Origin of the sequence: Kitasatospora paranensis, assembly GCF_039544005.1 — a bacterium.
GTDB lineage: Bacteria > Actinomycetota > Actinomycetes > Streptomycetales > Streptomycetaceae > Kitasatospora > Kitasatospora paranensis.
On the sequence record NZ_BAABKV010000001.1, the window covers coordinates 5,413,958 to 5,435,103 of the forward strand.

Annotated in this window: 20 protein-coding genes; 7 read left to right on the top strand and 13 right to left on the bottom strand. The window is 73.6% G+C overall.

Features of this window, described 5'->3' with window-relative positions; translation table 11 throughout:
- On the bottom strand, positions 1 to 660 hold the full coding sequence (nucS, locus tag ABEB13_RS26030; protein WP_100888508.1) for an endonuclease NucS: 660 nt from the start codon (positions 658 to 660) through the stop codon (positions 1 to 3).
- Positions 661 to 1,201: 541 nt separating this feature from the next.
- Between nucS and ABEB13_RS26035 the strand changes: the two genes are divergently transcribed.
- Complete coding sequence (locus ABEB13_RS26035; RefSeq protein WP_345707424.1) at positions 1,202 to 1,594, top strand: SCO5389 family protein; 393 nt, start codon at positions 1,202 to 1,204, stop codon at positions 1,592 to 1,594.
- A gap of 69 nt (positions 1,595 to 1,663) precedes the next feature.
- On the opposite strand, the gene ABEB13_RS26040 is transcribed toward ABEB13_RS26035, so the two are convergent.
- Positions 1,664 to 2,788, bottom strand: a complete 1,125-nt coding sequence (locus ABEB13_RS26040; RefSeq protein WP_345709824.1) for an LLM class flavin-dependent oxidoreductase — start codon at positions 2,786 to 2,788, stop codon at positions 1,664 to 1,666.
- Positions 2,789 to 3,119: 331 nt separating this feature from the next.
- Here ABEB13_RS26040 and ABEB13_RS26045 point away from each other — a divergent pair, with 331 nt between their 5' ends.
- Positions 3,120 to 3,440, top strand: coding sequence for an ATP/GTP-binding protein (locus tag ABEB13_RS26045; RefSeq protein WP_100888506.1), 321 nt, complete (start codon positions 3,120 to 3,122; stop codon positions 3,438 to 3,440).
- Between the two features lie 49 nt (positions 3,441 to 3,489).
- Here ABEB13_RS26045 and ABEB13_RS26050 read toward each other — a convergent pair whose 3' ends face one another.
- On the bottom strand, positions 3,490 to 4,254 hold the full coding sequence (locus ABEB13_RS26050) for an ABC transporter permease (RefSeq protein ID WP_345707425.1): 765 nt from the start codon (positions 4,252 to 4,254) through the stop codon (positions 3,490 to 3,492).
- A 1-nt stretch (position 4,255) separates the two neighbouring features.
- Positions 4,256 to 5,251, bottom strand: coding sequence for an ABC transporter ATP-binding protein (locus ABEB13_RS26055; RefSeq protein WP_345707426.1), 996 nt, complete (start codon positions 5,249 to 5,251; stop codon positions 4,256 to 4,258).
- Between the two features lie 93 nt (positions 5,252 to 5,344).
- Between ABEB13_RS26055 and ABEB13_RS26060 the strand changes: the two genes are divergently transcribed.
- Positions 5,345 to 6,139 carry an alpha/beta fold hydrolase gene (locus ABEB13_RS26060; RefSeq protein WP_345707427.1) on the top strand — a complete coding sequence of 265 codons (795 nt, stop codon included), beginning with the start codon at positions 5,345 to 5,347 and terminating at the stop codon, positions 6,137 to 6,139.
- Positions 6,136 to 6,567, top strand: coding sequence for a hypothetical protein (locus tag ABEB13_RS26065; protein ID WP_345707428.1), 432 nt, complete (start codon positions 6,136 to 6,138; stop codon positions 6,565 to 6,567). The genes ABEB13_RS26060 and ABEB13_RS26065 overlap by 4 nt, the downstream gene beginning before the upstream one ends.
- A 52-nt stretch (positions 6,568 to 6,619) precedes the next feature.
- Here the strand turns inward: ABEB13_RS26065 and ABEB13_RS26070 are convergent, their stop codons facing one another.
- The 4 genes from ABEB13_RS26070 to mce form a co-directional block, all read right to left on the bottom strand.
- Entirely contained in the window at positions 6,620 to 7,912 is a 1,293-nt protein-coding gene (locus ABEB13_RS26070) for an esterase-like activity of phytase family protein (protein WP_345707429.1), read from the bottom strand.
- 182 nt (positions 7,913 to 8,094) lie between these two features.
- Positions 8,095 to 8,991: a coiled-coil domain-containing protein gene (locus ABEB13_RS26075; protein ID WP_345709825.1), complete on the bottom strand. Its 897-nt coding sequence runs from the start codon at positions 8,989 to 8,991 to the stop codon at positions 8,095 to 8,097.
- Positions 8,992 to 9,129: 138 nt separating this feature from the next.
- The gene (locus ABEB13_RS26080; RefSeq protein WP_345707430.1) at positions 9,130 to 13,359 is read right to left on the bottom strand and encodes a hypothetical protein; all 4,230 of its coding nucleotides are present in this window, start codon (positions 13,357 to 13,359) and stop codon (positions 9,130 to 9,132) included.
- A 467-nt stretch (positions 13,360 to 13,826) separates the two neighbouring features.
- Positions 13,827 to 14,258 (bottom strand): methylmalonyl-CoA epimerase, encoded by a 432-nt coding sequence (gene mce, locus ABEB13_RS26085; protein ID WP_100888499.1) that lies wholly within the window; start codon positions 14,256 to 14,258, stop codon positions 13,827 to 13,829.
- A 286-nt stretch (positions 14,259 to 14,544) separates the two neighbouring features.
- Between mce and ABEB13_RS26090 the strand changes: the two genes are divergently transcribed.
- Together ABEB13_RS26090 and meaB are read left to right on the top strand one after the other, a co-directional pair.
- A complete protein-coding gene (locus ABEB13_RS26090; RefSeq protein WP_345709826.1) occupies positions 14,545 to 15,723 on the top strand; it encodes an acetyl-CoA C-acetyltransferase in 1,179 nt (392 codons plus the stop codon).
- A gap of 76 nt (positions 15,724 to 15,799) precedes the next feature.
- Positions 15,800 to 16,756, top strand: coding sequence for a methylmalonyl Co-A mutase-associated GTPase MeaB (gene meaB / locus ABEB13_RS26095; RefSeq protein ID WP_345707431.1), 957 nt, complete (start codon positions 15,800 to 15,802; stop codon positions 16,754 to 16,756).
- A 57-nt stretch (positions 16,757 to 16,813) separates the two neighbouring features.
- Here the strand turns inward: meaB and ABEB13_RS26100 are convergent, their stop codons facing one another.
- The 5 genes from ABEB13_RS26100 to ABEB13_RS26120 form a co-directional block, all read right to left on the bottom strand.
- Complete coding sequence (locus ABEB13_RS26100) at positions 16,814 to 17,329, bottom strand: MarR family winged helix-turn-helix transcriptional regulator (protein WP_100888496.1); 516 nt, start codon at positions 17,327 to 17,329, stop codon at positions 16,814 to 16,816.
- Positions 17,330 to 17,403: 74 nt separating this feature from the next.
- Complete coding sequence (locus ABEB13_RS26105) at positions 17,404 to 18,222, bottom strand: AIM24 family protein (protein WP_345709827.1); 819 nt, start codon at positions 18,220 to 18,222, stop codon at positions 17,404 to 17,406.
- Positions 18,223 to 18,455: 233 nt separating this feature from the next.
- Complete coding sequence (locus ABEB13_RS26110; protein WP_100888495.1) at positions 18,456 to 19,106, bottom strand: AIM24 family protein; 651 nt, start codon at positions 19,104 to 19,106, stop codon at positions 18,456 to 18,458.
- Positions 19,106 to 19,744: an AIM24 family protein gene (locus ABEB13_RS26115; RefSeq protein ID WP_345707432.1), complete on the bottom strand. Its 639-nt coding sequence runs from the start codon at positions 19,742 to 19,744 to the stop codon at positions 19,106 to 19,108. Before ABEB13_RS26115 ends, ABEB13_RS26110 begins: the two co-directional genes overlap by 1 nt.
- 81 nt (positions 19,745 to 19,825) lie before the next feature.
- Positions 19,826 to 20,614 (bottom strand): DUF2127 domain-containing protein, encoded by a 789-nt coding sequence (locus ABEB13_RS26120; protein ID WP_345707433.1) that lies wholly within the window; start codon positions 20,612 to 20,614, stop codon positions 19,826 to 19,828.
- Positions 20,615 to 20,803: 189 nt separating this feature from the next.
- Here ABEB13_RS26120 and ABEB13_RS26125 point away from each other — a divergent pair, with 189 nt between their 5' ends.
- Complete coding sequence (locus ABEB13_RS26125) at positions 20,804 to 21,124, top strand: DUF3817 domain-containing protein (protein ID WP_345707434.1); 321 nt, start codon at positions 20,804 to 20,806, stop codon at positions 21,122 to 21,124.
- Positions 21,125 to 21,146: the final 22 nt, after the last annotated feature.

The following is a 21,146-nucleotide window of genomic DNA, read 5'->3' on the forward strand; positions in this document are numbered from 1 at the left end:
CTAGAACAGCTTCAGCTTGTCGTCGTCGATGCCGCGCAGCTCGTCGTAGTCGAGCACCACGCAGCCGATCCCGCGGTCGGTGGCCAGCACGCGGGCCTGCGGCTTGATCTCCTGCGCGGCGAAGACGCCCTTGACCGGGGCCAGCAGCGGGTCGCGGTTGAGGAGTTCGAGGTAGCGGGTGAGCTGCTCGACGCCGTCGATCTCGCCGCGGCGCTTGATCTCGATCGCGACCGTCGCACCGTCGGAGTCGCGGCACAGGATGTCGACCGGCCCGATCGCGGTGGGGTACTCGCGCCGGATCAGCGACCAGCCGCTGCCGAGCACCTCCATGCGGTCGGCGAGCAGCTCCTGCAGGTGGGCCTCGACGCCGTCCTTGACCAGGCCGGGGTCGACACCGAGGTCGTGCGAGGAGTCGTGCAGCACCTCTTCGAGGGTGATGATCAGCTTCTCGCCGGCCTTGTTGACCACCGTCCAGGTGCCGTCCGCCTCCTTGAGCGTGCAGGGCGGCGACATCCAGTTGAGCGGCTTGTAGGCACGGTCGTCGGCGTGGATGCTGACGCTCCCGTCGGCCTTCACCAGGATCAGGCGAGTGGCGGACGGGAGATGGGCGGAGAGCCGACCGGCGTAGTCGACGGAGCAGCGGGCAATTACGAGACGCACGGTCGACCACGCTAGCCCACCGGGGCCAGTTGATGCGATTCCGCGACGACGGGGTGAAGAATCCGCAGCCACGCCCGACCATGGTGACCGCACGGTCACGCGCCGTGCACGGCCGGTCCGTCCGGCACGGCCGGTCGCACTCCGCCCGGCGGGGAGGGGGAGTTGAGGTGAACCCTGCGGCACGTTCCGGCCAATCTGGGTCCTCGGGCCGTGAATCCGAGGGTATTCGATGCATTCGGCCGTCGCGCTGAGCGATGGCCTGTCACCCTGGTGTGAACGGCCGTCGTCGCAGCAGACCGCGCTGCGGTGCCGACGCATGCCCGGGTGTCATCCGTCTGCCCGGGTGCCGTTCGCGCGTCGTCGACGTACTCGCCGGGCCCCGTGCGGGCCCCGCGGGTCACTTCTGGCCTTCCGTCCGTCCGACCGGGTGTCACGCCCGGTCGCGGCGACGGTCCGTCCCCGCCCCACCGAGCACCAGCCTGCACCAACCGCAAGACCCCTCCGGCGGGCCGCGCCGGGGTGGACCGCGAGAGGAGAACCCATGTCGCTCGACGTCTCACCGGCCCTGCTCGAGATGGCCGAGAGAGGCGAGGTCGACGAGAGGGAGTTCGTCGACTGCGTCCGCACCTCCCTTCCGTACGCCTGGGAGCTGATCAGCTCGCTGGTCGCCCAGACGAAGGTCGACGGCACCGACTTCGCCGACAACCACGTGCCGCCGCCCAGTGAGCAGGCCCGCGGACAGCTGCTGCGCGCGATGGCCAGCGATGCGATCCGCGGCGCCCTCCAGCGCCACTTCGGCGTCCGGCTGGCGTTCCAGAACTGCCACCGGGTGGCGGTGTTCGCGCCGTCCGAGAGCAACGAGGAGCGCTACCGCCGCTTCACGTCCGTCCGCGCCCAGCTGCTCAACCAGTCGCCGGAACTGCGCGACTGCTGATCCGCCGCCCGCGGGGCCGGCCGGCGCTCGGCGCCGGGCCGGCCCCGCGGGCGTTGCCCGGCCGGCCGGTCAGCCGAGCTGCGGCAGCACCTCGGTGCCGAGCCGGGCGATGGTGTCGAGCGTCGCCGCGCGGTCGCCAGAGCCCTCGGCGAGCAGGGCGAACCGGCGGATGCCGGTCCGCTCGGCGGTGGCCAGCAGCCGGTCCGCGCACTGCCGCGGCGTGCCCACCGCATGCAGGTCGCAGAGGAGTTCGGTGTACGCGTGCGGGTCGCGCATCCGGCGCTCCCGGCCGTCGACGGTGCGGTGCGCCCCGAGCCCGTGCTCGAACCAGCCCGGCATGGCCCGGAGCAGCCGGGCGCGGGCCGCGGACGTCCGGTCGTCGACCTGGACGACGCCGGCCGCGACGTGCTCCCGCTCGACCCGGGCCAGCTGCTCCTCGCCGCGCCCGGCGGCCCGCCAGGCGTCCCGGTAGGCGGCCAGCATCTGCTGCTTGTCCTCGTCCCCGGAGTGCATGCCGAGCAGCATCGGCAGGCCGCGCTCGGCGGCCGTCCGGACGCCGCCCGGCGAGGTGCAGGCCACCACCACGGGCGGTCCGGCCGGCGGGCGGACGCCGGTGTCCTGGCGTTGCCGCGGGAAGTGCCGCAGGGCGTCCGGTTCGTGCTCCAGGCCGAGCCACCCGGCGAGGTCGGGACGCCGGGCCGGCTCGGCGGCGCGCGGCACCACCGCCACCTCGGGGAAGCGGAACTGCGGGCCGTCGGCGCCCACCCGGGTGCCGCGCAGCCAGCTCAGCAGCAGGTCCAGGCGCTCGGGGAAGCCCTGTTCGAAGGCGTCCACCCCGGTGCCGAAGACGGTCAGGTCGATCCACGGGCCGCCGCGCCCGACGCCGAGCGTGAACCTGCCGCCGGAGACCAGGTGCAGCATCGCCGCCCGCTCGCCGAGCGCCACCGGATGGGTGGTCGACAGCACGCTCACCGCGGTGCCCACCCCGATCCGTTGTGTCCGGCCGAGCAGCATCGCCGCCAGCGTCGCCGCGTCCGGGCAGACGCCGTACGGCACGAAGTGGTGCTCGGCCAGCCAGACGGCGTCCAGGCCGGCCCGCTCGGCGGCCACCGCGGCGTCCACGGTGCGTTCCAGCGCCTCGGTGTGTCCCTGCCCGGGGAACTGCGCGGAGAGCAGGAAGGCCCCCACCCTGATCCGGTCGGTGTCCGCGGGCCGGTCGTGCGTCCCCCGGGAACGGCTGCCGGCACGGCGGTCACTCTCGCCTGTGCGTCGGTGCCGGGCCGCTGGGTGGTCTTGGTCATCGGTGCCTCCTGGGGTGCGCGCAGGGACTGCGAGCCCCGCCGTGTCACCTCGTGAGTAACCGATGTCATGTGCCAACGGCACGTTGTTTCACGATTTTCCCAGGAGATCGGGTGGATCTCAGCAAAAACACCAGAACTCCCGCCGAGGCCGTGATAGGGCGTTCCAGGGGCTTCCGGGCACCGTACCCTGGAGGGAAACCGCGCCCGGCCGAGAGGGAATTGACGTGTCGCCCCGCCGCAACCGTGACAAGAGCGCCGCCGAGCGCGAGGACGGTCCCGTCGCCCCGTTCGGCGGTTCGCTGCGCCGTACCGAGAGCTATCGCGGCGAGGAGTGGGTCGTGCAGACGGTCGCCGGGTCGCCCGGCCGGTTCTACCGCTGCCCGGGCTGCGACCAGGAGATCCCGCCGGGTACCGGCCACGTCGTGGCCTGGCCCGACCACTCGTCCGGGGTCGAGGACCGCCGGCACTGGCACCGGGCGTGCTGGGGCGCGCGCGAGCGCCGCGGCGCGGGCATCCTGCGCGGCCGCGGCGCCCCCAAGTACTGACCCGCGGGCCCGTACCGACCGGCGGGCACCGGTCGCCCGGCCGGCCGGGTCAGGCGTCCCGCCGCCGCAGCACCAGGGCGCCGCCGGCCAGCGCCGCCAGCGTCCAGCCGAGAAAGATCAGGAAGCCCTGCAGCGGCCCGTACGGCTGCCCCGACTGCTCGTAGACCAGCAGCATCCGCTGGCCCGCGTAGTCGGGGAAGTACCGGGCCACGTTGCGCACCTTCGGGACGGCACTGAGGATCGGCGAGAGCAGGAAGAAGAACGGCACCAGCACGCCCAGCGCGAGCGTCTGGTTGTGCAGCATCGCCGTCACCCCGGCCGAGAACAGGCAGATCATCGTCAGGTAGGCGGCCGCGCCGAACACCGCCCGCAGCACGTGCGGGTCGCCGAGCGAGGTGCTGTGCGAGCCCAGCAGCGCCTGCCCGAGGAAGAACGTCAGGAACGCGGTCAGCAGCGACACCGCCAGCACCACCGCACCGATCACCGCGTACTTCCCCGCCAGCAGCGTCGCCCGCTGCGGGACGGCCGCCAGCGACACCCGGATCATGCCGCTGCTGTACTCGTTGCCGATCGCCATCACGCCGAAGACCACCATGGCGATCTCGCCGAGCGCGATCCCGGAGAACGCGGTGCCGGTGGCGTCGAACGGCCCGTTCTTCGGCGCGAAGTCGGCGAAGTTGTTGTTGGCCAGGGTGCTGATCAGCGCGCCGATCCCGAGGGTCACGACGAACGCCAGCACCAGGGTCCACACGGTGGAGCGGACGCTGCGCACCTTCGTCCACTCGGACTGCAGGATCGCCGGGAAGGCGGCCATCTCAGTTCTCCTTCTGCTTGCCGTTCGTCGTGCCGCGGGCCTGCCAGGAGGACCCCCATGCCGGCTCGGGGGCGGCGGCGACCGCCGGCCGCCCGTCACCGGCGTGGTACTGCACCGAGTCCGCCGTCATCTGCATGAAGGCCTCCTCCAGCGAGGCCTGCTGCGGGCTGAGTTCGTGCAGCGTGATCCGGTGCTCCGCGGCGAGGTCGCCCAGCGACGCCAGGTCGCCGTCCTCGACCTCGTACGTGCCGTCCGGCCCGGGGTCGGCCCGCAGCCCGGCGGTGCGCAGGGCGTCCAGCAGCTGTTCCGGCTGCGGCGTGCGGATCCGGACCGCGGAGCGGGAGTTCTGCTTGATGAACTCGGCCATCGACAGATCGGCCAGCAGCCGGCCGCGTCCGATCACCACCAGGTGCTCGGCGGTCAGGGCCATCTCGCTCATCAGGTGCGAGGAGACGAAGACCGTCCGGCCGGCCGCGGCCAGGCCCTTCATCAGATTGCGGATCCACAGGATGCCCTCGGGGTCGAGGCCGTTGACCGGCTCGTCGAACATGAGGATCTCCGGGTCGCCGAGCAGCGCCGAGGCGATGCCGAGCCGCTGGCCCATGCCCAGCGAGAACCCGCGGGCCCGTTTGCGCGCCACCGAGGTCAGGCCGACGGCCTCCAGCACCTCGTCCACCCGGGTGCGCGGCAGCCGGTTGGACTGGGCCAGCCACAGCAGGTGGTCGTAGGCGGTGCGGCCGGGGTGCACCGCCTTGGCCTCCAGCAGCGCCCCGATGTAGCGCAGCGGTTCGTTCAGTTCCCCGTAGTGCCGGCCGTCCAGGGTGACCCGGCCCGCGGTCGGGCGGTCCAGGCCGAGGATCATGCGCATGGTGGTCGACTTCCCGGCGCCGTTGGGGCCGAGGAACCCGGTGACCTGGCCGCGGGGGACCTGGAAGCTCAGCCGGTCGACGGCCAGGGTGTCGCCGTAACGCTTCGTCAGTTCGTGCAGCTCGATCATGCGCGCCTCCCTCGGTCCACGTCAGGCTATGACAAAAGGGACAATGCGGGGTGATGGCTGCCGCGCATCGGCGAGCCGCAATACGGTGGCTGCATGACCAACCCCAGCGCGCCCGCCGTGCACGAGAACGGCACCGGCATCCCGCTCGTCCTGCTGCACGCCTTCCCGCTCTCGGCCCGGATGTGGGCCGCCCAGCTGGAGCGGCTGCCCGGCGCGGCCGGCGAGACCTGCCGGGTGATCGCACCCGACCAGCGCGGCTTCGGCAGCGTGCCGCTGGGCGCCGACGAGCCCTCGCTCGACCTCGTCGCCGACGACCTGGCCCGGCTGCTCGACGACGGCGGGGTGGAGCGCGCCGTGGTCGGCGGCCTCTCGATGGGCGGCTACGTGGCGATGGCCTTCGCCCGCCGCCACGGGGACCGCCTCGCCGGCCTGCTGCTCGCCGACACCAAGGCCACCGTGGACACCGACCGGGCGCGCGCCAACCGGGAGCGGATCGCCCGCGCGGTGGAGGCCCGGATGAGCGTGCAACTGCTCGCCGACGAGCGGATCGAGGAGGGACTGCTCGGGCCGGCCACCGACCCCGCGCTGACCGCCCGGGTCCGCGCCATGATCGCCGAGGCGCCGCCGTCGGCGGTCGCCTGGGCGCAGCGGGCGATGGCCGCCCGCGGCGACTCCCTGGAGGTGCTGGCCGGGGTGCGGGTGCCCGCCGCGGTGATCGTCGGCGAGGCCGACACCGTCACGCCGCTGACCGAGGCCCGGATGATGGCCGAGGCCCTCCCCGACGCCGAGCTGACCGTCATCCCCGCGGTCGGCCACCTCAGTTCCCTGGAGGCGCCGGAGACCTTCGACGCGGCCGTCCGCGACCTCCTCAAGCGCGTCCGAGGATGACCGCGGCCCGGCGCACGGTCGCCCTCCTGAAGGGCGCCCCGGTACCGGAGCCCGCGCCCGACCTGGTCCAGGGCCTCGCCGAGGCCATGGCGGAGGCGGACGCCGTCGGATGGCACTGGGAGCAGCTGCCGGAGACCGGCCGCACCGAGGTCGCCAACCAGGGCGAGGACCTGCTCCTGCTGATGCTGGAGCCGCTCGGCGAGGACTACTGGCTCCGTCCCGGCGAGGTCGTCCAGGTGGTGTCCCGCGGCCCCGTGCAGAGCGGCCCGGTGTTCGCCGTGAGGCACGGGGGCGACAGCGTGGAGGTGTGCTGCAACTCGTTCTTCGGCACCGTCGAGGACGAGCACGGCAGCCCGCTGGACTGCGGCCACCAGCGGCCGCCCGGGGCGTTCCGTACCGCCGCTGACGACGCCGCTGGCGACGACTGAGGGCCGGGGCCCGCGGGGCGGGCGGTGCGGACCGCCCCGCGGGCCCGGCCGGTCAGTGCCGGTCGATCTGCACGGTGCCCTTGGGCAGGGTGTAGCGGTCGACGCGGGTGTCCGCGTTGTTCGGGACGACCGCGCCGTCCTTGAACGAGTCGACGCCGAAGTCGTTGTCGTCGACCAGGTAGAGCTCGGCGGTGCCGTGCCCGGCCGGGCGCAGCGCGATGCCCTCCAGCTTGCCGTTGGGCACACCCGCCGCGGCGGCGTCGAACACCAGCCGCTTGGTGCCGACGGTCACCGAGGAGGCGTCCAGCTCCAGGGCCGGCACGGTGGCCGGGTCGTCCCACCGGGTGCCCAGCAGGTTGGTGGCCGCGCGGAAGTCCACCTCGAAGAGCCGGGTGTGCGCGGTCGGGCGCAGCGCGTCCCGCTCCTCGACGAGCAGCCGGTCGGTGCCCAGCCAGTTCACCGAGGAGGTCGACCAGCCGCCGTCGGTGGCGCTGTCCGCCTCCCGCAGGAAGGCGAACTCCCCGGTGACGGAGGGGGTGCGGTGCCCGATGTCGATCCGGAAGACCCGCTGCACCAGCGACTTCTTGGCGGCCTTGGCGTCCGGGTTGGCCAGCTGGGTCTGCTGCGCGGCGTACAGGGTCCGGCCGTCGGCCGAGATGGTGAGGCCCTCCAGGCCCTTGTTGTTCTTCTGCTTGGCCTCGATCGCGGGCAGGATCGGCAGGACCCGCGCGCCGGGCGCGCCGAACGTCGAACCGGCCGGCACCAGGACGGTGTCCAGGACGCCCTGCGCGGAGAAGTGCAGCACGCTGGAGCCGTACTCGCTGCTGACCCAGAACGAGCCGTCGGGGGCCCGCACGAGGCCCTCGCTGTCGACACCGTACGGGTCGTTGGGGAGCGCCGCGCCGTGGACGTCCACGGGCCGCTCGGCGGTGAGCGCGGCGGGCGGCAGGCCGGTCAGGAAGCGGGTGCCGGTGACCGGGTCGGCCTGCCCGCGCGGGACGCGCAGCGGGATCCGGCGGACGATCTCGATGCCGCCGTCGCGGGTCAGCCGGATGCGCAGGATCTGCGGGGTGTAGTCGGGCTTCAGGAAGATCTTGTCGGTGTCGGCCGGGGCGTCGGCGTTCGGGCCGCGGTCGGTGATCGTCCAGAACTCGCGGCCGGAGTCGTCGGCCGGGACGAGGTCGCTGAAGCCGCCGAGGTTCAGGCCGCCGCCGATGGCGGCCGGGTTGCGGTAGGTCCATCCGCCGTCGTGCGTCGGGGCGGGCACGCCGGAGGCGGAGGCGGCGGTCGGGGCGAGCAGCGCCAGGACGGCGGCCGAGAGCGGGGCGATTCGGGTCAGTCGCATGGCTGATCAGCATCGGGCCGCCGCACCGTCCGCCGCGCGGATTCGGACTGAAGGCTGACGGGCCGTTCGGTGAACAGCCGGTCCTCGCACGCGCAGGGGCGCGGACGGCCGGTGCTGCGGAGGGCGGCCGCCCGGGCCTCCTCCTGGTGCACCTGCCACCCGCGCCCCTGGGCGCTACGGTGTCAGCGGGACTGCTGGGCGGGCACGCCCAGGCCGTCGTCGGACGGCAGGGTGGCCGCGGCCACGGCCGCGCCGGTCAGCGTGGCCAGCATCTCGCGGACGTTGGTCAGCTGGGCGTTGATGGAGTCGCGGCGGTTGGTGAGCGCCGCCAGCTCGCGCTCGGACTCGCTGCGGACGCGGTCGGCCTTGGCGTTGGCGTCGGCGACGATGTCCTCGGCCTGGCGCTGCGCGGTCTCCACCGTCTGGCGGGCCCGGCGCTCGGCGTCGGTGCGCAGCTTCTCCGCCTCCAGGCGGAGCTGCTCGGCGCGGTGCTCGATCTCGGCGAGGCGCTTCTCGGCCTTGGCCTGGCGGGCGGCCAGGTCGCGCTCGGACTGCTCGCGGCGCTTGGCCAGGTTGGTCTCGAACTCCAGCGCGGCCTGCGCGGCCTTGGTGCGGGTCTCCTCGAAGAGGGCGTCCGCCTCCTCGCGCTTGTTCTGCGCGTCCTTGTTGGCCTCGGCGCGCAGCTGGGCGGAGTCGCTCTTCGCCTTGTCGACGATCCGCAGACCCTCGTCCTCGGCCTTGGCCTTGCGGTCCTTGGCGTAGCTCTCGGCCTCGGTGCGGACCTGCTGAGCGGCGGCCTCGGCGAGCTCGCGGTGCTGCTCGGCGGCGCGGTGCGCCTCGTCGCGCAGGTCCTTGGCCTCCTCCTCGGCGAGACGGAGGATCTTCTCCACCCGGGCACCGAGACCGGCGTACGAGGGCTCGGCCTCGGTCACCGCGGCCTGCGCGGTCTGGGTCTCCAGGTGCAGCTCCTCGATGCGCTTCTCCAGCGCACCGATCCGGGCCAACGCGCTGTCACGATCGGCCACCAGCTTGGTGATCCGCTCGTCGACCTGGGCGCGCTCGTACCCACGGCGCACCAGGTCGAAGCCGTGAGGAGTGACTGTCGCTCATGGGGTTCTGGGCTTCCTGTCGTCAAACCGCTGAGATGGTTGAGGGAATCCTGACACGTTACCGGAGTGTCATCGGCGAAATGCCGATGGAGCGCGGACAATGTCCGCTCAATCGGGTGGCGCGTTTCCGGGACGATTGCCTCCCGAACGCTGGGCGCCCACTCCGGCTCCTGCCTTGGACGCCCCGTCCTTCTTGGTGTTTCCCCCGTTGGCCTGCTGCACCGGTGACGGTGCCTCGAAGGCCTCCAGCGCGGACAGCACGTCCTGGACCCTGGAAATCTCGGTGTTGATGTCCTTGCGGCGCCGGACGAGCTCGTCCAGCTCGCGTCGGCCCTCGTCGGTCAGGCGCTGCGCCTCGGCCCGGGCCTCGCCGAGCAGGCGCTCGGCCTCCTCCTCGGCCAGCCGCAGCTGCTCGGCGGCGGACTCGTCGGCCCGCTGCAGGCGCTTCTCCACCGCGGTGGCGGCCTCCTCGACCTGCCGGCCGGCCTCCTCCTCGGCGTCCTTGAGCTTGGCCTCGGCCTTGACGATGAGCTTCTCGGCGCGGTCGGTGGAGTCGGCGAGCTTCTGCTCGGCGCCCTTCAGCAGGCCCTCGGCCTTGCGGACGGCGGAGATGCGGACCTTGCTCGCCTCCGCGGACGCCTCCGAGGTGAGCTCGGCGGCCCGCTCCTCGGCGGCGGCGACCAGCTTGGCGGCCCGCTCCTCGGCCTCGGCGACGGCGGCCACCGCCTGCTCCTCGGCCTCGGTGAGCTGCTCCTGCGCGGCGGTGACCAGGGTGTCGACCCGCTCGCCGGCCGACTTCATGGCCTGGGCGTTCTCCTTGCGGGCCCGCTCGTGCAGCGCCTCGATCTCGGCGTCGGTGCGCTCGCGCAGTTCCTCGGCGCGCTCGCGGACGGCGGTGGCGTCCCGGCGGGCCTCGGAGAGCATGGCGTCCGCGTCGGAGCGGGCCCTCTCCACCTCGGCCTGGCCGGCGGCCTCGCCGGCGGCGACCAGCCGCTCGGACTCCTTGCGGGCGGCCGCCACCATCGCGTCGGCCTGCTCCTCGGCGGCCGCGGTAGTGGCCAGCGCCGTGGTCTGCGCGTCGTCGGCGAGCTGCTCCGCGTCGGCGAAGGCGCGCTCCAGGACGGTGGTCGCCTGCTCGCGGGTGGACCGGTCGAACTGCTCGGCGGCCTCGCGGGTCTCCCGGTCGAAGGCGTCGGCCCGGCTGCGGGCGTCGGCGTCGTAGTCGTCCGCGAGCGAGCGGGTCGCCAGCGCGTACTCCTCGGCCTCGGCCCGCAGCGCGGCGGTGAACTCCTCGGACTCCGCGAGGGCGGCCGCGGCCTGCTCCTGGGCCTCGGCGAGGGCCCGGCGGGCCTGCTCCTCGGCGTCGGCGAGCACCCGGCGGGCCTGCTCCTGGGCCTCGGCCCGCTGCTGCTCGGCGAAGTCCGCGGCCTTCCGGCGGATGCCCTCGGCCTCCTCCCGCAGCGCGGCGCTCTCGCGCTCGGCCGCGGCCCGCAGGCCGGCGATCTGCTGCGAGGCGGACTCGTGCAGCCCGGCGACCGACTGCCGGGTGGCCGCAGCCTCGTCCTCGGCTTCGGCGGTGAGCGCCGCGGCCTGCTCGCGGGCGGTGGAGAGGGCGTCCGCGGCCTCGGTGCGGGCCTGCTCCAGGGTCTCGGCGGCCTCGGTGCGGGCGGCCTCGCGGTCGGCGGTGGCCTCGGCGGTGAGCGCCGCGGCCTGCTCGCGGGCGGTGGAGAGGGCGTCCGCGGCCTCGGTGCGGGCCTGCTCCAGGGTCTCGGCGGCCTCGGTGCGGGCGGCCTCGCGGTCGGCGGTGGCCTCGGCGGTGAGCGCCGCGGCCTGCTCGCGGGCCGCGGACAGCGCGTCGGCGGCCTCGGTGCGCAGGCGCTCGGCGTCGGACCCGGCCGCCTCCATGGCGGCCGCGGTCTCGGCCGCGGTGCGCACGGTGAGCTCGGCGGCCTCGCGCTCGGCGCTCTCGCGCGCGGCGCGGGCGGCGGCGAGCTGCTCCCTGGTCTCGGTCTGCTCCCGCTCCAGGTCTGCGGCGGCGGCCTCGCGTTCCCGGCGGGCCTCCTCGCGCAGTGCGGCGGCCTCGGCCTCGGCCTCGGCGCGCTCCGTACGGGCCCAGTCCTCGGTCTCGGCGCGCAGCGTGTCGGCGGCCGTCCTGGCCTGCTCGCGGGCCGCGTCGGCATCCCGGGCAGCGGCGGCGCCCAGCTGCTCCGCGGCCGCGGCGGCGTCGGCGGTGAGCTTCTCCGCAGCGGCCGCGGCCTGCGCGGCGAGGGCGTCGGCCGCCTCTGCGGCCGCGGTGCGCACGGCCTCGGCGTCGGTGTCGGCCTCCGCCCGGACCTGCTGGGCCTGCTCGGCGGCCGTACGGCGCAGTTCGGCGGTCTCGCGCTCGGCTGCGGCCCGGTTGTCGGCGGCGGCCGCACGGGCGGCGGCCAGCGACTCGCCGCGCTCGCGCTCGGCGGCGGCGATGAGCTTCTCGGCCTCGGTCCTGGCCCGGGCGAGGGTCTGCTCGGCGCGGCCCTGGGTGGCCAGCGCCTGCTCTTTGGCCTCGGCGCGCACCCGCTCGGTCTCGGTGGTGGCGCCGGCCCGCAGGTCGTCGGCGTCGGCCTTGGCGCGGGTGAGCAGCTCCTCGGCGCTGCGCGCGGACTCCTCGATCTGGACGACGGCCTGCCGGCGGGCGTCGCCGCGGACCCGGTCGGCCTCGGCTGCGGCCTGGGCGCGCAGCTCCTCGGCCTCGGCGCGGAGCCGGGCGGCGTCCTCGTGCATCCGCTCCATCTGCTCGCGGATGGAGGCGGCGTCGTCGAGGGCGGCGTTCTGCGCCTCCTCGACGGAGGCCATGGCCTCGGCGCGCAGCCGGTCCGCCTCGGTGGCGGCCTCCGTGCGCAGCCGGTCGGCCTCGGTGGCGGCCTCCTCGCGGGTGGTGGTGGCGTCGCGGCCGGCCCGGGCGAGCACCTCCTCGGCCTGCTTGGCGGCCTTGGCGAGGTGGACGGCGGCGTCCTTGGCACCGTTGGCGCGTCCGCGCTCCTCGGCCTCGGCCCGAAGCGCCTGCGCGGCGGCCTCGGCCTCACCGCGCAGCGCGGCGAGCTCGCCCTCGGCCTCGGCGCGCAGGTCGGCGATGGCGGCCTCGGCCTCGGCCCGCAGCTGGGCGGCGACGGACTGGGCGGAGCCGCGCAGCCGCTCGCCCTCCTCGGCGGCGGCGGCCTTCGCGGCGTCGGCCTCGGCCTTGGCGGTGGCGGCGGAGGCCTTGATCAGGTCGGCCTCGCGGGTGGCGGCGGCCACCATCTTGGCGATCTCGGCCTTGGCGGTCAGCGAGCGCTGCTCGCTGGCGGCCTCGCCGTCGGCGACCCGGCGGGAGGCGGCGACGGCGGCGTCGGCCTGGAGGCGCTCGGCGGCGTCGCGGGCGGCGGCGAGCTGGTCGGCGGCCTCCTGGCGGGCGCGCTCGGCCTCGGCGATGGCCTCGGCACGGAGCCTTTCTATCTCGGCCTGGGCCCGGGCGAGGGCGGCCTCGGCGCGGTCCTGGTCCTCCAGGGCGCGCCGCTTGAGCTCGGTGATCTCGGCCTGCGCGAGGGCGAGCCGCTGGTCGGCGGCGGCGTGCGCCTCGGCGAGCTGGTGCTGGGCCTCGCTGGCGGCGGTGCCGCGCATTTCCTCGGCCTGGGCGCTGGCCTGCTGGGCCTGCTCGGAGGCGGCGCGCAGCAGGCGTTCGGCGTCGGTCTGGGCGCGCTGGAGGGCGGCTTCGGCAGCGGCCTGGGCCTCGCCGCGGGCGGCGTCGACGTCGGCGGCGGTCTGGGCGCGGGCCTGGTCGGCGAGGGCGGCGGCCTCGGCGCGCGCGGCGGCGACCATCCGCTCGGCCTCGGCGCGGGCCTCGACCAGCATGCGCTGGGCCTCGTGCTCGGTGCCGGCCCGGGTCTGCTCGGCCCAGGAGACATTCTCGTTGACGTGGCGCTCGGCGGAGCGGCGGAACTCGGTGAGTTCGTCCTCCAGCTGCCGCCGGCGGGCCGCGAACTCGGCTTCGAGGCGGGCGGTGCGCTCGGCGGCCTCGGCCAGCATCCGCTGGGTGGCGGCCTGCGACTCGCGGAGCTGGCGCTCGGCGTCCGCGCGGAGCTGCTCGGCCTGCATCTCCGCGTTGCGCAGGAGCTGCTCGGCCTGCCCGGAGACGGAATCGAAGGCACGCGGCTGGGCGAGCTGCCGACGGGCCTCGTGCAGCTTGGCCCTGAGCACCTCCACCTGGTAGGCGAGGTCCTCGGCATGCTCGGCGGTCTTGTCACGCTCCTTGCGAGTCCGATCCATCTCGGCCTCGAACTGGGAGAGGTGATCCTCAACCTCGTAGCGGTCGTAGCCCCGCACTCCGCGGTCCCATCCATCTCCTGGTCGCGTCCTCGACACGGCCGTGCCGGCGCCCCTCTCCCTGTCCTGGGGGCCGGACCGACTGGTCCTTGCAGCCGCGGCACCTCCCGCGGTCGGAGTCCGCCGGCCGGTGGTGCGCGGCGGTGCCGCGTTCCCCCGTCCGGGTGGACTCCTGGGCGAACTCTTGCCTAGTGGAGAATGGTGACAGATCCGAACTGCGACTGTTCAGCCGTGCCCGCTCAGTGGGACTCCCCTGCGGCCGGACCGGTCGGGTCGTCCCGTCCGGTCCTGCCTTCGGCCGTGCCCACCGGCCCGGCCGAACCGGAGCGCTGGCGCACCTGGGCATTGTAGTGTGCGCGGCTTGCAGGGGAATGGCCACGTGGAGGTTTTCCGAGGTTACCGGCGGGTCGCGGAGGGGACCGTTGCGGTACGGACCCCTCCGTTTGCCGTCCGGGAGCGCCCTCGGGTCAGTGCTCGCCGCCGGCCGAGGTGACCAGTTCGGTCAGCACGCCGCCGCAGTCCTTGGGGTGCAGGAAGGTGATCCGGGAGCCCATCGAGCCCGTCCGCGGCTCGTCGTAGAGCACCCGGACGCCCTTGCCGCGGATGTCCGCCGCGTCGGCGTCCACGTCGGCGGTGCCGAAGGCGATGTGGTGCACGCCCTCGCCGTTCTTGGCGAGCCACTTGGCGACGGTGGAGTCCTCGCGGGTGGGCTCCAGCAGCTGCAGGTAGGAGGCGCCGCCGTCACCGGTGTCGTTGATCTTGAGCATGGCCTCGCGGACGCCCTGCTCCTCGTTGACCTCGCTGTGGAAGACCTCGAAGCCGTAGGTCGCGCGGTAGAACTCGACCGTCCGGTCGAGGTCGAAACAGGCGATGCCGATGTGGTCGATGCGGGTCAGCACGGCGGGGCCTCCAAGGGCTGGCTGAGGACGAGGGTGGCCACCAGTGCAGCGCATCCGGTCCGGCGCCCGCCACCGCGCGGCGTGCGAGCCTGCTCACACCGCGCGCCGGGGCGCGCGGCGGGCGAACTTTCACCCGGCGCGCCCTGACACGGTGTTGACTGGGGGTGACAGTGCCGCTGATCACACCGTCGCGGCGGTGACGCACGGGTTACGGGTCAGTACATTGAGCCGCATCCCCACACCCTCATGCCTGACGCGCGAAGGGGCTCGTCTCATGACTACTTCTGTGATCGTCGCGGGTGCTCGCACCCCGATGGGCCGCCTGCTCGGTTCGCTCAAGGGCTTCTCCGGTGCCGACCTCGGCGGTGTCGCCATCAAGGCGGCGCTCGAGCGGGCGGGCATCACCGGCGACCAGGTCCAGTACGTGATCATGGGCCAGGTGCTGCAGGCCGGTGCCGGTCAGATCCCGGCCCGCCAGGCCGCCGTCAAGGCCGGCATCCCGATGAACGTCCCGGCGCTGACCATCAACAAGGTCTGTCTCTCCGGGCTGGACGCGATCGCCCTCGCCGACCAGCTGATCCGCGCCGGCGAGTTCGACGTCGTGGTGGCCGGCGGCCAGGAGTCCATGACCAACGCCCCGCACCTGCTGCCGAAGTCCCGCGAGGGCTTCAAGTACGGCGCGATCGAGATGCTCGACGCGATGGCCCACGACGGCCTCACCGACGCGTACGAGAACATCCCGATGGGCGAGTCCACCGAGAAGCACAACACCCGCCTGGGCATCGGCCGCGACGTGCAGGACGCGATCGCCGCCGCCTCGCACCAGCGGGCCGCCGCAGCGCAGAAGAACGGCCTGTTCGACGCCGAGATCGTGCCGGTGGAGATCCCGCAGCGCAAGGGCGACCCGGTGCTGTTCAGCCAGGACGAGGGCATCCGCGGCGAGACCACGGTCGACACCCTGGCCAAGCTCCGCCCGGCCTTCACCCGTGACGGCACCATCACGGCCGGCTCCGCCTCGCAGATCTCCGACGGCGCCGCCGCGGTGGTCGTGATGAGCAGGGCGAAGGCCGAGGAGCTGGGCCTGAGCTGGATCGCCGAGATCGGCGCCCACGGCAACGTGGCCGGCCCGGACAACTCGCTCCAGTCGCAGCCGTCCAACGCGATCGCCCACGCGCTCGCCAAGGAGGGCCTGACCGTCGCGGACCTCGACCTGATCGAGATCAACGAGGCGTTCGCGGCCGTCGCGCACCAGTCGATGAAGGACCTCGGCGTCACCGACGAGAAGGTCAACGTCAACGGCGGCGCCATCGCCCTCGGTCACCCGATCGGGATGTCCGGCGCCCGTCTGGTGCTGCACCTGGCCCTGGAGCTCCAGCGCCGCGGCGGCGGCACCGGCGCGGCCGCGCTGTGCGGCGGCGGCGGCCAGGGCGACGCCCTGATCATCAAGGTCCCGGCCCAGGGCTGACACCCGGCACACGCACTACCGTAGGGGCGCGCACGCCATGTGCGCGCCCCTGTCGGGGATCGAGGAGCACACACTCATGGTCGATGTGGCGACGCTGGTCGAGCAGGCCCGGCAGGGCCGGCCGCGGGCCGTGGCACGGCTGATCTCGCTGGTGGAGAACGCCGCCCCGCAGCTGCGCGAGGCGATGGCGGCCCTGGCGCCGTACACCGGCCACGCCTACACGGTCGGGCTCACCGGATCGCCCGGTGTCGGCAAGTCCACCTCGACCTCGGCGCTGGTCTCGGCCTACCGCCGGGCCGGCAAGCGGGTCGGCGTCCTCGCCGTGGACCCGTCCTCGCCGTTCTCCGGCGGGGCGCTGCTCGGCGACCGGGTCCGCATGCAGGAACACGCCACCGACCCCGACGTGTTCATCCGCTCGATGGCCACCCGCGGCCACCTCGGCGGCCTGTCCTGGGCGGCCCCGCAGGCCCTGCGGGTGCTGGACGGCGCCGGCTGCGACGTGATCCTGGTGGAGACCGTCGGCGTCGGCCAGTCCGAGGTGGAGATCGCCGCGCAGGCCGACACCTCGGTGGTGCTGCTGGCACCGGGCATGGGTGACGGCATCCAGGCCGCCAAGGCGGGCATCCTGGAGATCGGCGACGTGTTCGTGGTCAACAAGGCCGACCGGGACGGCGCGGACGCGACCGCCCGGGAGCTCAACCACATGCTCGGCCTGGGCGAGGCCCGGCAGGCCGGGGACTGGCGGCCGCCGATCGTGAAGACGGTGGCGGCCCGCGGCGAGGGCGTGGACGAGGTCGTCGAGGCCCTGGAGAAGCACCGCGCCTGGCTGGCGGAGACCGGTGAGCTCGCGGTGCGCCGCAGGCGCCGGGCCGCCGACGAGATCGAGGCGATCGCGCTGTCCGCGCTGCGCGCCCGGATCGGCGACCTGCACGGCGACCGCCACCTCGCGGGCCTCGCGGAGAGGGTCGCCGGCGGCGAGCTGGACCCTTACGGCGCCGCCGACCTGCTGGTGGCCGGCCTCACCGGATCCTGACCGCCCGTCCCGGCACCCGCGCGCCCGGCCCGGCCGGGCGCGCGGGTGCCGGTCGGGTCAGGAGCGTCCGCGCAGGGCCCGCAGGTGCTCGGCGACGGGGGAGAGCGCCTCGTACAGGGCGTCGATCTGCTCCGGGGTGAAGCGGTCCACGAAGTGCCGGCGGACGCTGCGCACGTGGTCCGGGGCGACCTGCTGGAGCATGTCCCAGCCCTGCTCGGTGAGGTGGGCGTAGAGGCCGCGGCGATCGCCCGGGCACTCCTGACGCAGCACCAGCCCGGCGCCCTCCATCCGGGTGATCTGGTGCGAGAGTCTGCTCTTGGACTGGAGGGTGGCGGTGGCCAGGTCGGTCATCCGCATCCGCCGCTCGGGCGCCTCGGAGAGCACGACCAGGATCTCGTAGTCGTTGATGGCCAGGTTGTGCGGCTGGAGTTCGCGGCTGAGCTGGTACTCGAGCAGCTTGCTGACCTCCAGGTGGGCGCGCCAGAACTGCTGCTCGCGGGTACTGAGCCACGGCGTCTGCGCCGCGGCGGCCGAGGAGGGTACGGCGGGGGCGTCGGTGACGTGCGTGTCCATGGCCTCAGCATACCTGAGGTTGTTAAATGTTGTACAAGCTTACGAATTCCCGGCGCGCCCCGCCGTACCGCTGCTCAGAGCCCGAACCGCCGCCCCAGGTCGCCCAGGTTGCCCAGCCCGGGGATGTTCACGTTCGGCAGCTGTTGCTGCTGCCCGCCGTGCCCGGCCTGCTGGTGCGGCACCCCGCTGCCCGGCACGCCCGCCTCGGCGTGCACCTGGCCGACCGACCGCTCGGCCATCAGCGTCTCGGTGGACTGCAGCAGTACCTGACCGGCCCCGATGAACTCGAACTGGTGCTCCTCGCCGGAGGCGCCGCCGAGCCCGGTCAGGTGGCGCAGGCCGCCGATCAGACCGTGCATGTAGCCGTGGTCGTAGTGGTGGCACGGCGCCGGGCAGTCCGCCCAGCCGACCAGGGCCTGCGGGTCGACCCGGATCGGCGGCTCGACGAAGTGCACCGGGCCGTTGGAGGCGGCGACGAACTTGCCCGTCCCGATCAGCGTCAGGAAGCCCGGGATGATCGACTGCTTGAGCTTCAGCGTCGGCTCGAACGCCAGCAGGTTGCCCGAGCGGACGGTCAGGTTGCCGTTCTCCAGGTCGTAGGAGTTCAGGTCGAACGCCCGGTCGGCCAGCAGCAGCTTGCCGCGGCCCTCGGCCACCACCCAGTCGGACGCGTGCAGCGGGGAGTTGAAGTTCCGCTCCAGCATCTGGTCGATCACGCCGCGCCCGATGCCCGAGAAGCGCATGTCGCCGTAGTAGGCGATCATCTTGCCCTTCTGCAGGTAGTACGCGCCGTTCAGGTCGACCGAGAAGGCGTAGGGGTTGACGTTGTCGTTCGCCGGCAGGCTGGTGGCGTCGTGCACCACCGGCCCGGCGCCGCCCGCGGCCTGCGGCAGCGGCGCGCCGTACGCGCCCTGCGGGCCGGCCTGGTAGGCGGGCTGGCCCTGCGGCGGGTACGGCGGCTGACCGGCCTGGGTCGGCTGGTACGCCTGCTGGTACCCGGGCTGCTGCTGCGGCGGGTAGCCGGGCTGGCCCTGCGGCGGGTAGGGCTGCCCGGGCTGCTGCGGGTAGCCCGGCTGCGGCTGGCCGTACGGCTGCTGCCCGTAGGGCTGCTGCGGCGGGTAGGACATCAGAGCTTCTCCTCACTCGCCTGCACGTACACCACGCCGTGGCCGGACAGCTCCAGCTGGAACGCCTCGCCCGAGCCGCGGCCGACCATGTCGCGCCAGCCCAGGGCGGTCGACAGCTTGTTGGTGACCTGGCCGCGGTGCGCCACGTACGCCTGCGGGTCGACGTGCACCGGCTGGCCGGGGCCGATCGGCAGCTCGAACACGCCGCCGTGCGCCATCACGGCCACCGAGCCGTGGCCGTCGAGCTTGGTCGTGAACAGGCCCTGGCCCGTCACCTGGCCGCGGACGATGCCCATCACGCCGCCCTGCTGGCCCATGAACATGGTGGACTGCTGCAGCGTCCCGTCGAAGGCGAGGAGGCGGTCCGCCTCCACGTAGAGGGTGTCGCCGGTCAGGTCGATCACCTGGACGTTGTGGCCGCCGTGGCCGAACATCACGCTGCCCTGGCCCTCGACGGTCATCAGCGGGGTGTCCTCGTTGGCCACCCGGCGGCCGATCATCGACATCACACCGCCCTGGCCGCCCATGTTGTTGGGCGTGAAGCTGACCTCGCCGGTGTAGGCGAGCATCGAGCCGCGCTGGCTGAAGACCCGCTGGCCGGGCATGATCTTCGCCTCGACCATCTTGTTGTTGATCTTGGTGAACGGCATCAGACGTCGCCCCCGAAGGTCAGCTTCTCGGACGGCTGGACGTACACCAGGCCCTCGCCGGTGAACTCGACCTGCATGGCCTCGCCGCCGCCCTCGCCGATCAGGGTCGTCCAGCCCGCGCCCGACTTGAGGCTGCGGTTCAGGTTGCCGGTGTGCGCCACGTACGCCCCCGGGTCGACCCGCAGCGGCATCCCCTGGGAGACCCGCAGGATGATCGCCGGGCCCTTGGAGGTGAGCGCGGCCCAGCCGTGCCCCTCGACCTTGGTGGTGAACAGGCCGTTGCCCGACGCCATACCGTTGAGGCCGGTGAAGCTGGTGCCGGTGCGCAGGGTCGCCTCGGTGCAGAGCAGGTTGTCCGACTCGACGAAGAGCGTCTCGCCGTTCAACCGCACCAGGTTCACCTCGGTGGCCTTGTCGGCGAAGAAGCAGGTGCCCTGCCCCTTCACCTCCATGACCTCCATCTGCTCACCCGTCAGCCGACGCGTGACCATGCCGCGCAGGCCGTCACCGCCGCCGGACATCTTCTTGAAGTTCATCTGGCCGTTGTAGGCCACCATGGTGCCGTTACGGGCCTTGACCGAGTCGCCCGCCATGTCCACGGCGAGCACCTTGGAGCCCTGGAGTCGAAACTGTGCCACCGGGTGAATGTAGCGGTCCCGGCCCGCGCACCGGGAGTGGGCGCGGGCCTCTGGTACCGAGCTGCGACAAATCACGCAGTGTCAGACGGCCCCGCCGACCATGCCCGGAGCGGTGCCGGCGGCCTGCTCCACCTCCAGCAGCGAGGCCGAGTGCCGCTCCGCCTCGAAGGCCACCACACCGCCGCGCAGCCCGAACAGCCGCTTGGAGAGCAGGATCCACAGCACCGCGGCGATGTTCAGCAGCAGCGTGCCGATCTTCAGGACGCTGATCCGCTCGGTGAGTTCGTACACCTCCAGCGGCAGGAAGGCCGCGGTGGCCACCACCGTCAGGTACTCCGCCCACCGCCGGCCCATCCACAGGCCGACCGCCTCCACGATCTCGATCAGCGCGTACGCGATCAGCGCGCCGGCCACGATCAGCAGCGTGGAGTGCTTGTAGTCGAAGGTCTTGCGGATGGTGTCGACGATGGGGGAGTGCTCCAGGTCCCAGTGGAAGTGCTCGGTCACCGGCTTGAACACGGACAGGTTCTCGTCGAAGATCCGGCGCACCGCGTCCTGGCTGTTGGAGAACTTCCACACGCCCCAGGCCACGATCAGGATCAGCAGGCCGCGCAGCAGCCGCTCCACCGCCAGGAAGCGCAGGATGAACAGGTCCCGCAGCGCCTTGCCGCGCGGCACCAGCGGGGCGTCGTCGGCGGGGCCGGAGCCGTGCGGGGCGCCGAGCGAGAAGTCGCCGCAGCGCAGGCACCGCCAGGCCTCGCCGACCGCGGTCGGCGCGTGCAGCCGCTCACGCAGCGCGGGCTCGTCGGGCGCGTAGGTGATGTGCCCCTTGCGCGAGCAGTGCCGTCGGTTCCAGTCGATGCGGAACATGTGCGTGAGCCCCCGGTGTCCGTCGGCCCGGTCGTCGGGCCGTGCCGCAGCAGGATAGGGGGCCGGTGCGTGATGCTGCCCACCCCGGGCGGCCCCTGGGGCCGGTACGGCTGTTCGGTCGGTGATAATGAACAGCGCTTGTGATCCCGTTCACGAGCCCGCTCGCCGACCGACCCGAAGGTGACCCCCGTGAAGACCAGCCCCGCCGTGCACCGCCTGCGCCTCGTCTCCGGCCCGGAGGGGCTGTCCTTCCTCCTGCTGCTGGTCTGTTCGGTGCTCAAGCGGACGACCAGCTTCAACGCGGTGCCGGTGATGGGGACGGTGCACGGCGTGCTGTTCATCCTCTACCTGGTCTTCCTCGCGCTCGCCTGGCAGCAGCAGCGCTGGGACGCCAAGCGCGGCGTCCTGCTGTTCGTGCTCTCGGTGCTGCCCACCGGCGGCTTCTTCGCCGAGCGGATGCTCGCCCGCGAGGAGCGCGGCGAGGTGCCCGCGGCACCGGTCGCCGCCTGAGCGGCCCCGCACGTGCAGCAGC

Bases quoted from the DNA above. Each gene is read 5' to 3' on its own strand.
- ABEB13_RS26035 (WP_345707424.1), top strand. From the start codon at position 1,202: ATGTCGCTCGACGTCTCACCGGCCCTGCTCGAGATGGCCGAGAGAGGC.
- ABEB13_RS26050 (WP_345707425.1), bottom strand. From the start codon at position 4,254: ATGGCCGCCTTCCCGGCGATCCTGCAGTCCGAGTGGACGAAGGTGCGC.
- ABEB13_RS26055 (WP_345707426.1), bottom strand. From the start codon at position 5,251: ATGATCGAGCTGCACGAACTGACGAAGCGTTACGGCGACACCCTGGCC.
- ABEB13_RS26060 (WP_345707427.1), top strand. From the start codon at position 5,345: ATGACCAACCCCAGCGCGCCCGCCGTGCACGAGAACGGCACCGGCATC.
- ABEB13_RS26065 (WP_345707428.1), top strand. From the start codon at position 6,136: ATGACCGCGGCCCGGCGCACGGTCGCCCTCCTGAAGGGCGCCCCGGTA.
- ABEB13_RS26070 (WP_345707429.1), bottom strand. From the start codon at position 7,912: ATGCGACTGACCCGAATCGCCCCGCTCTCGGCCGCCGTCCTGGCGCTG.
- meaB (WP_345707431.1), top strand. From the start codon at position 15,800: ATGGTCGATGTGGCGACGCTGGTCGAGCAGGCCCGGCAGGGCCGGCCG.
- ABEB13_RS26100 (WP_100888496.1), bottom strand. From the start codon at position 17,329: ATGGACACGCACGTCACCGACGCCCCCGCCGTACCCTCCTCGGCCGCC.
- ABEB13_RS26110 (WP_100888495.1), bottom strand. From the start codon at position 19,106: ATGCCGTTCACCAAGATCAACAACAAGATGGTCGAGGCGAAGATCATG.
- ABEB13_RS26120 (WP_345707433.1), bottom strand. From the start codon at position 20,614: ATGTTCCGCATCGACTGGAACCGACGGCACTGCTCGCGCAAGGGGCAC.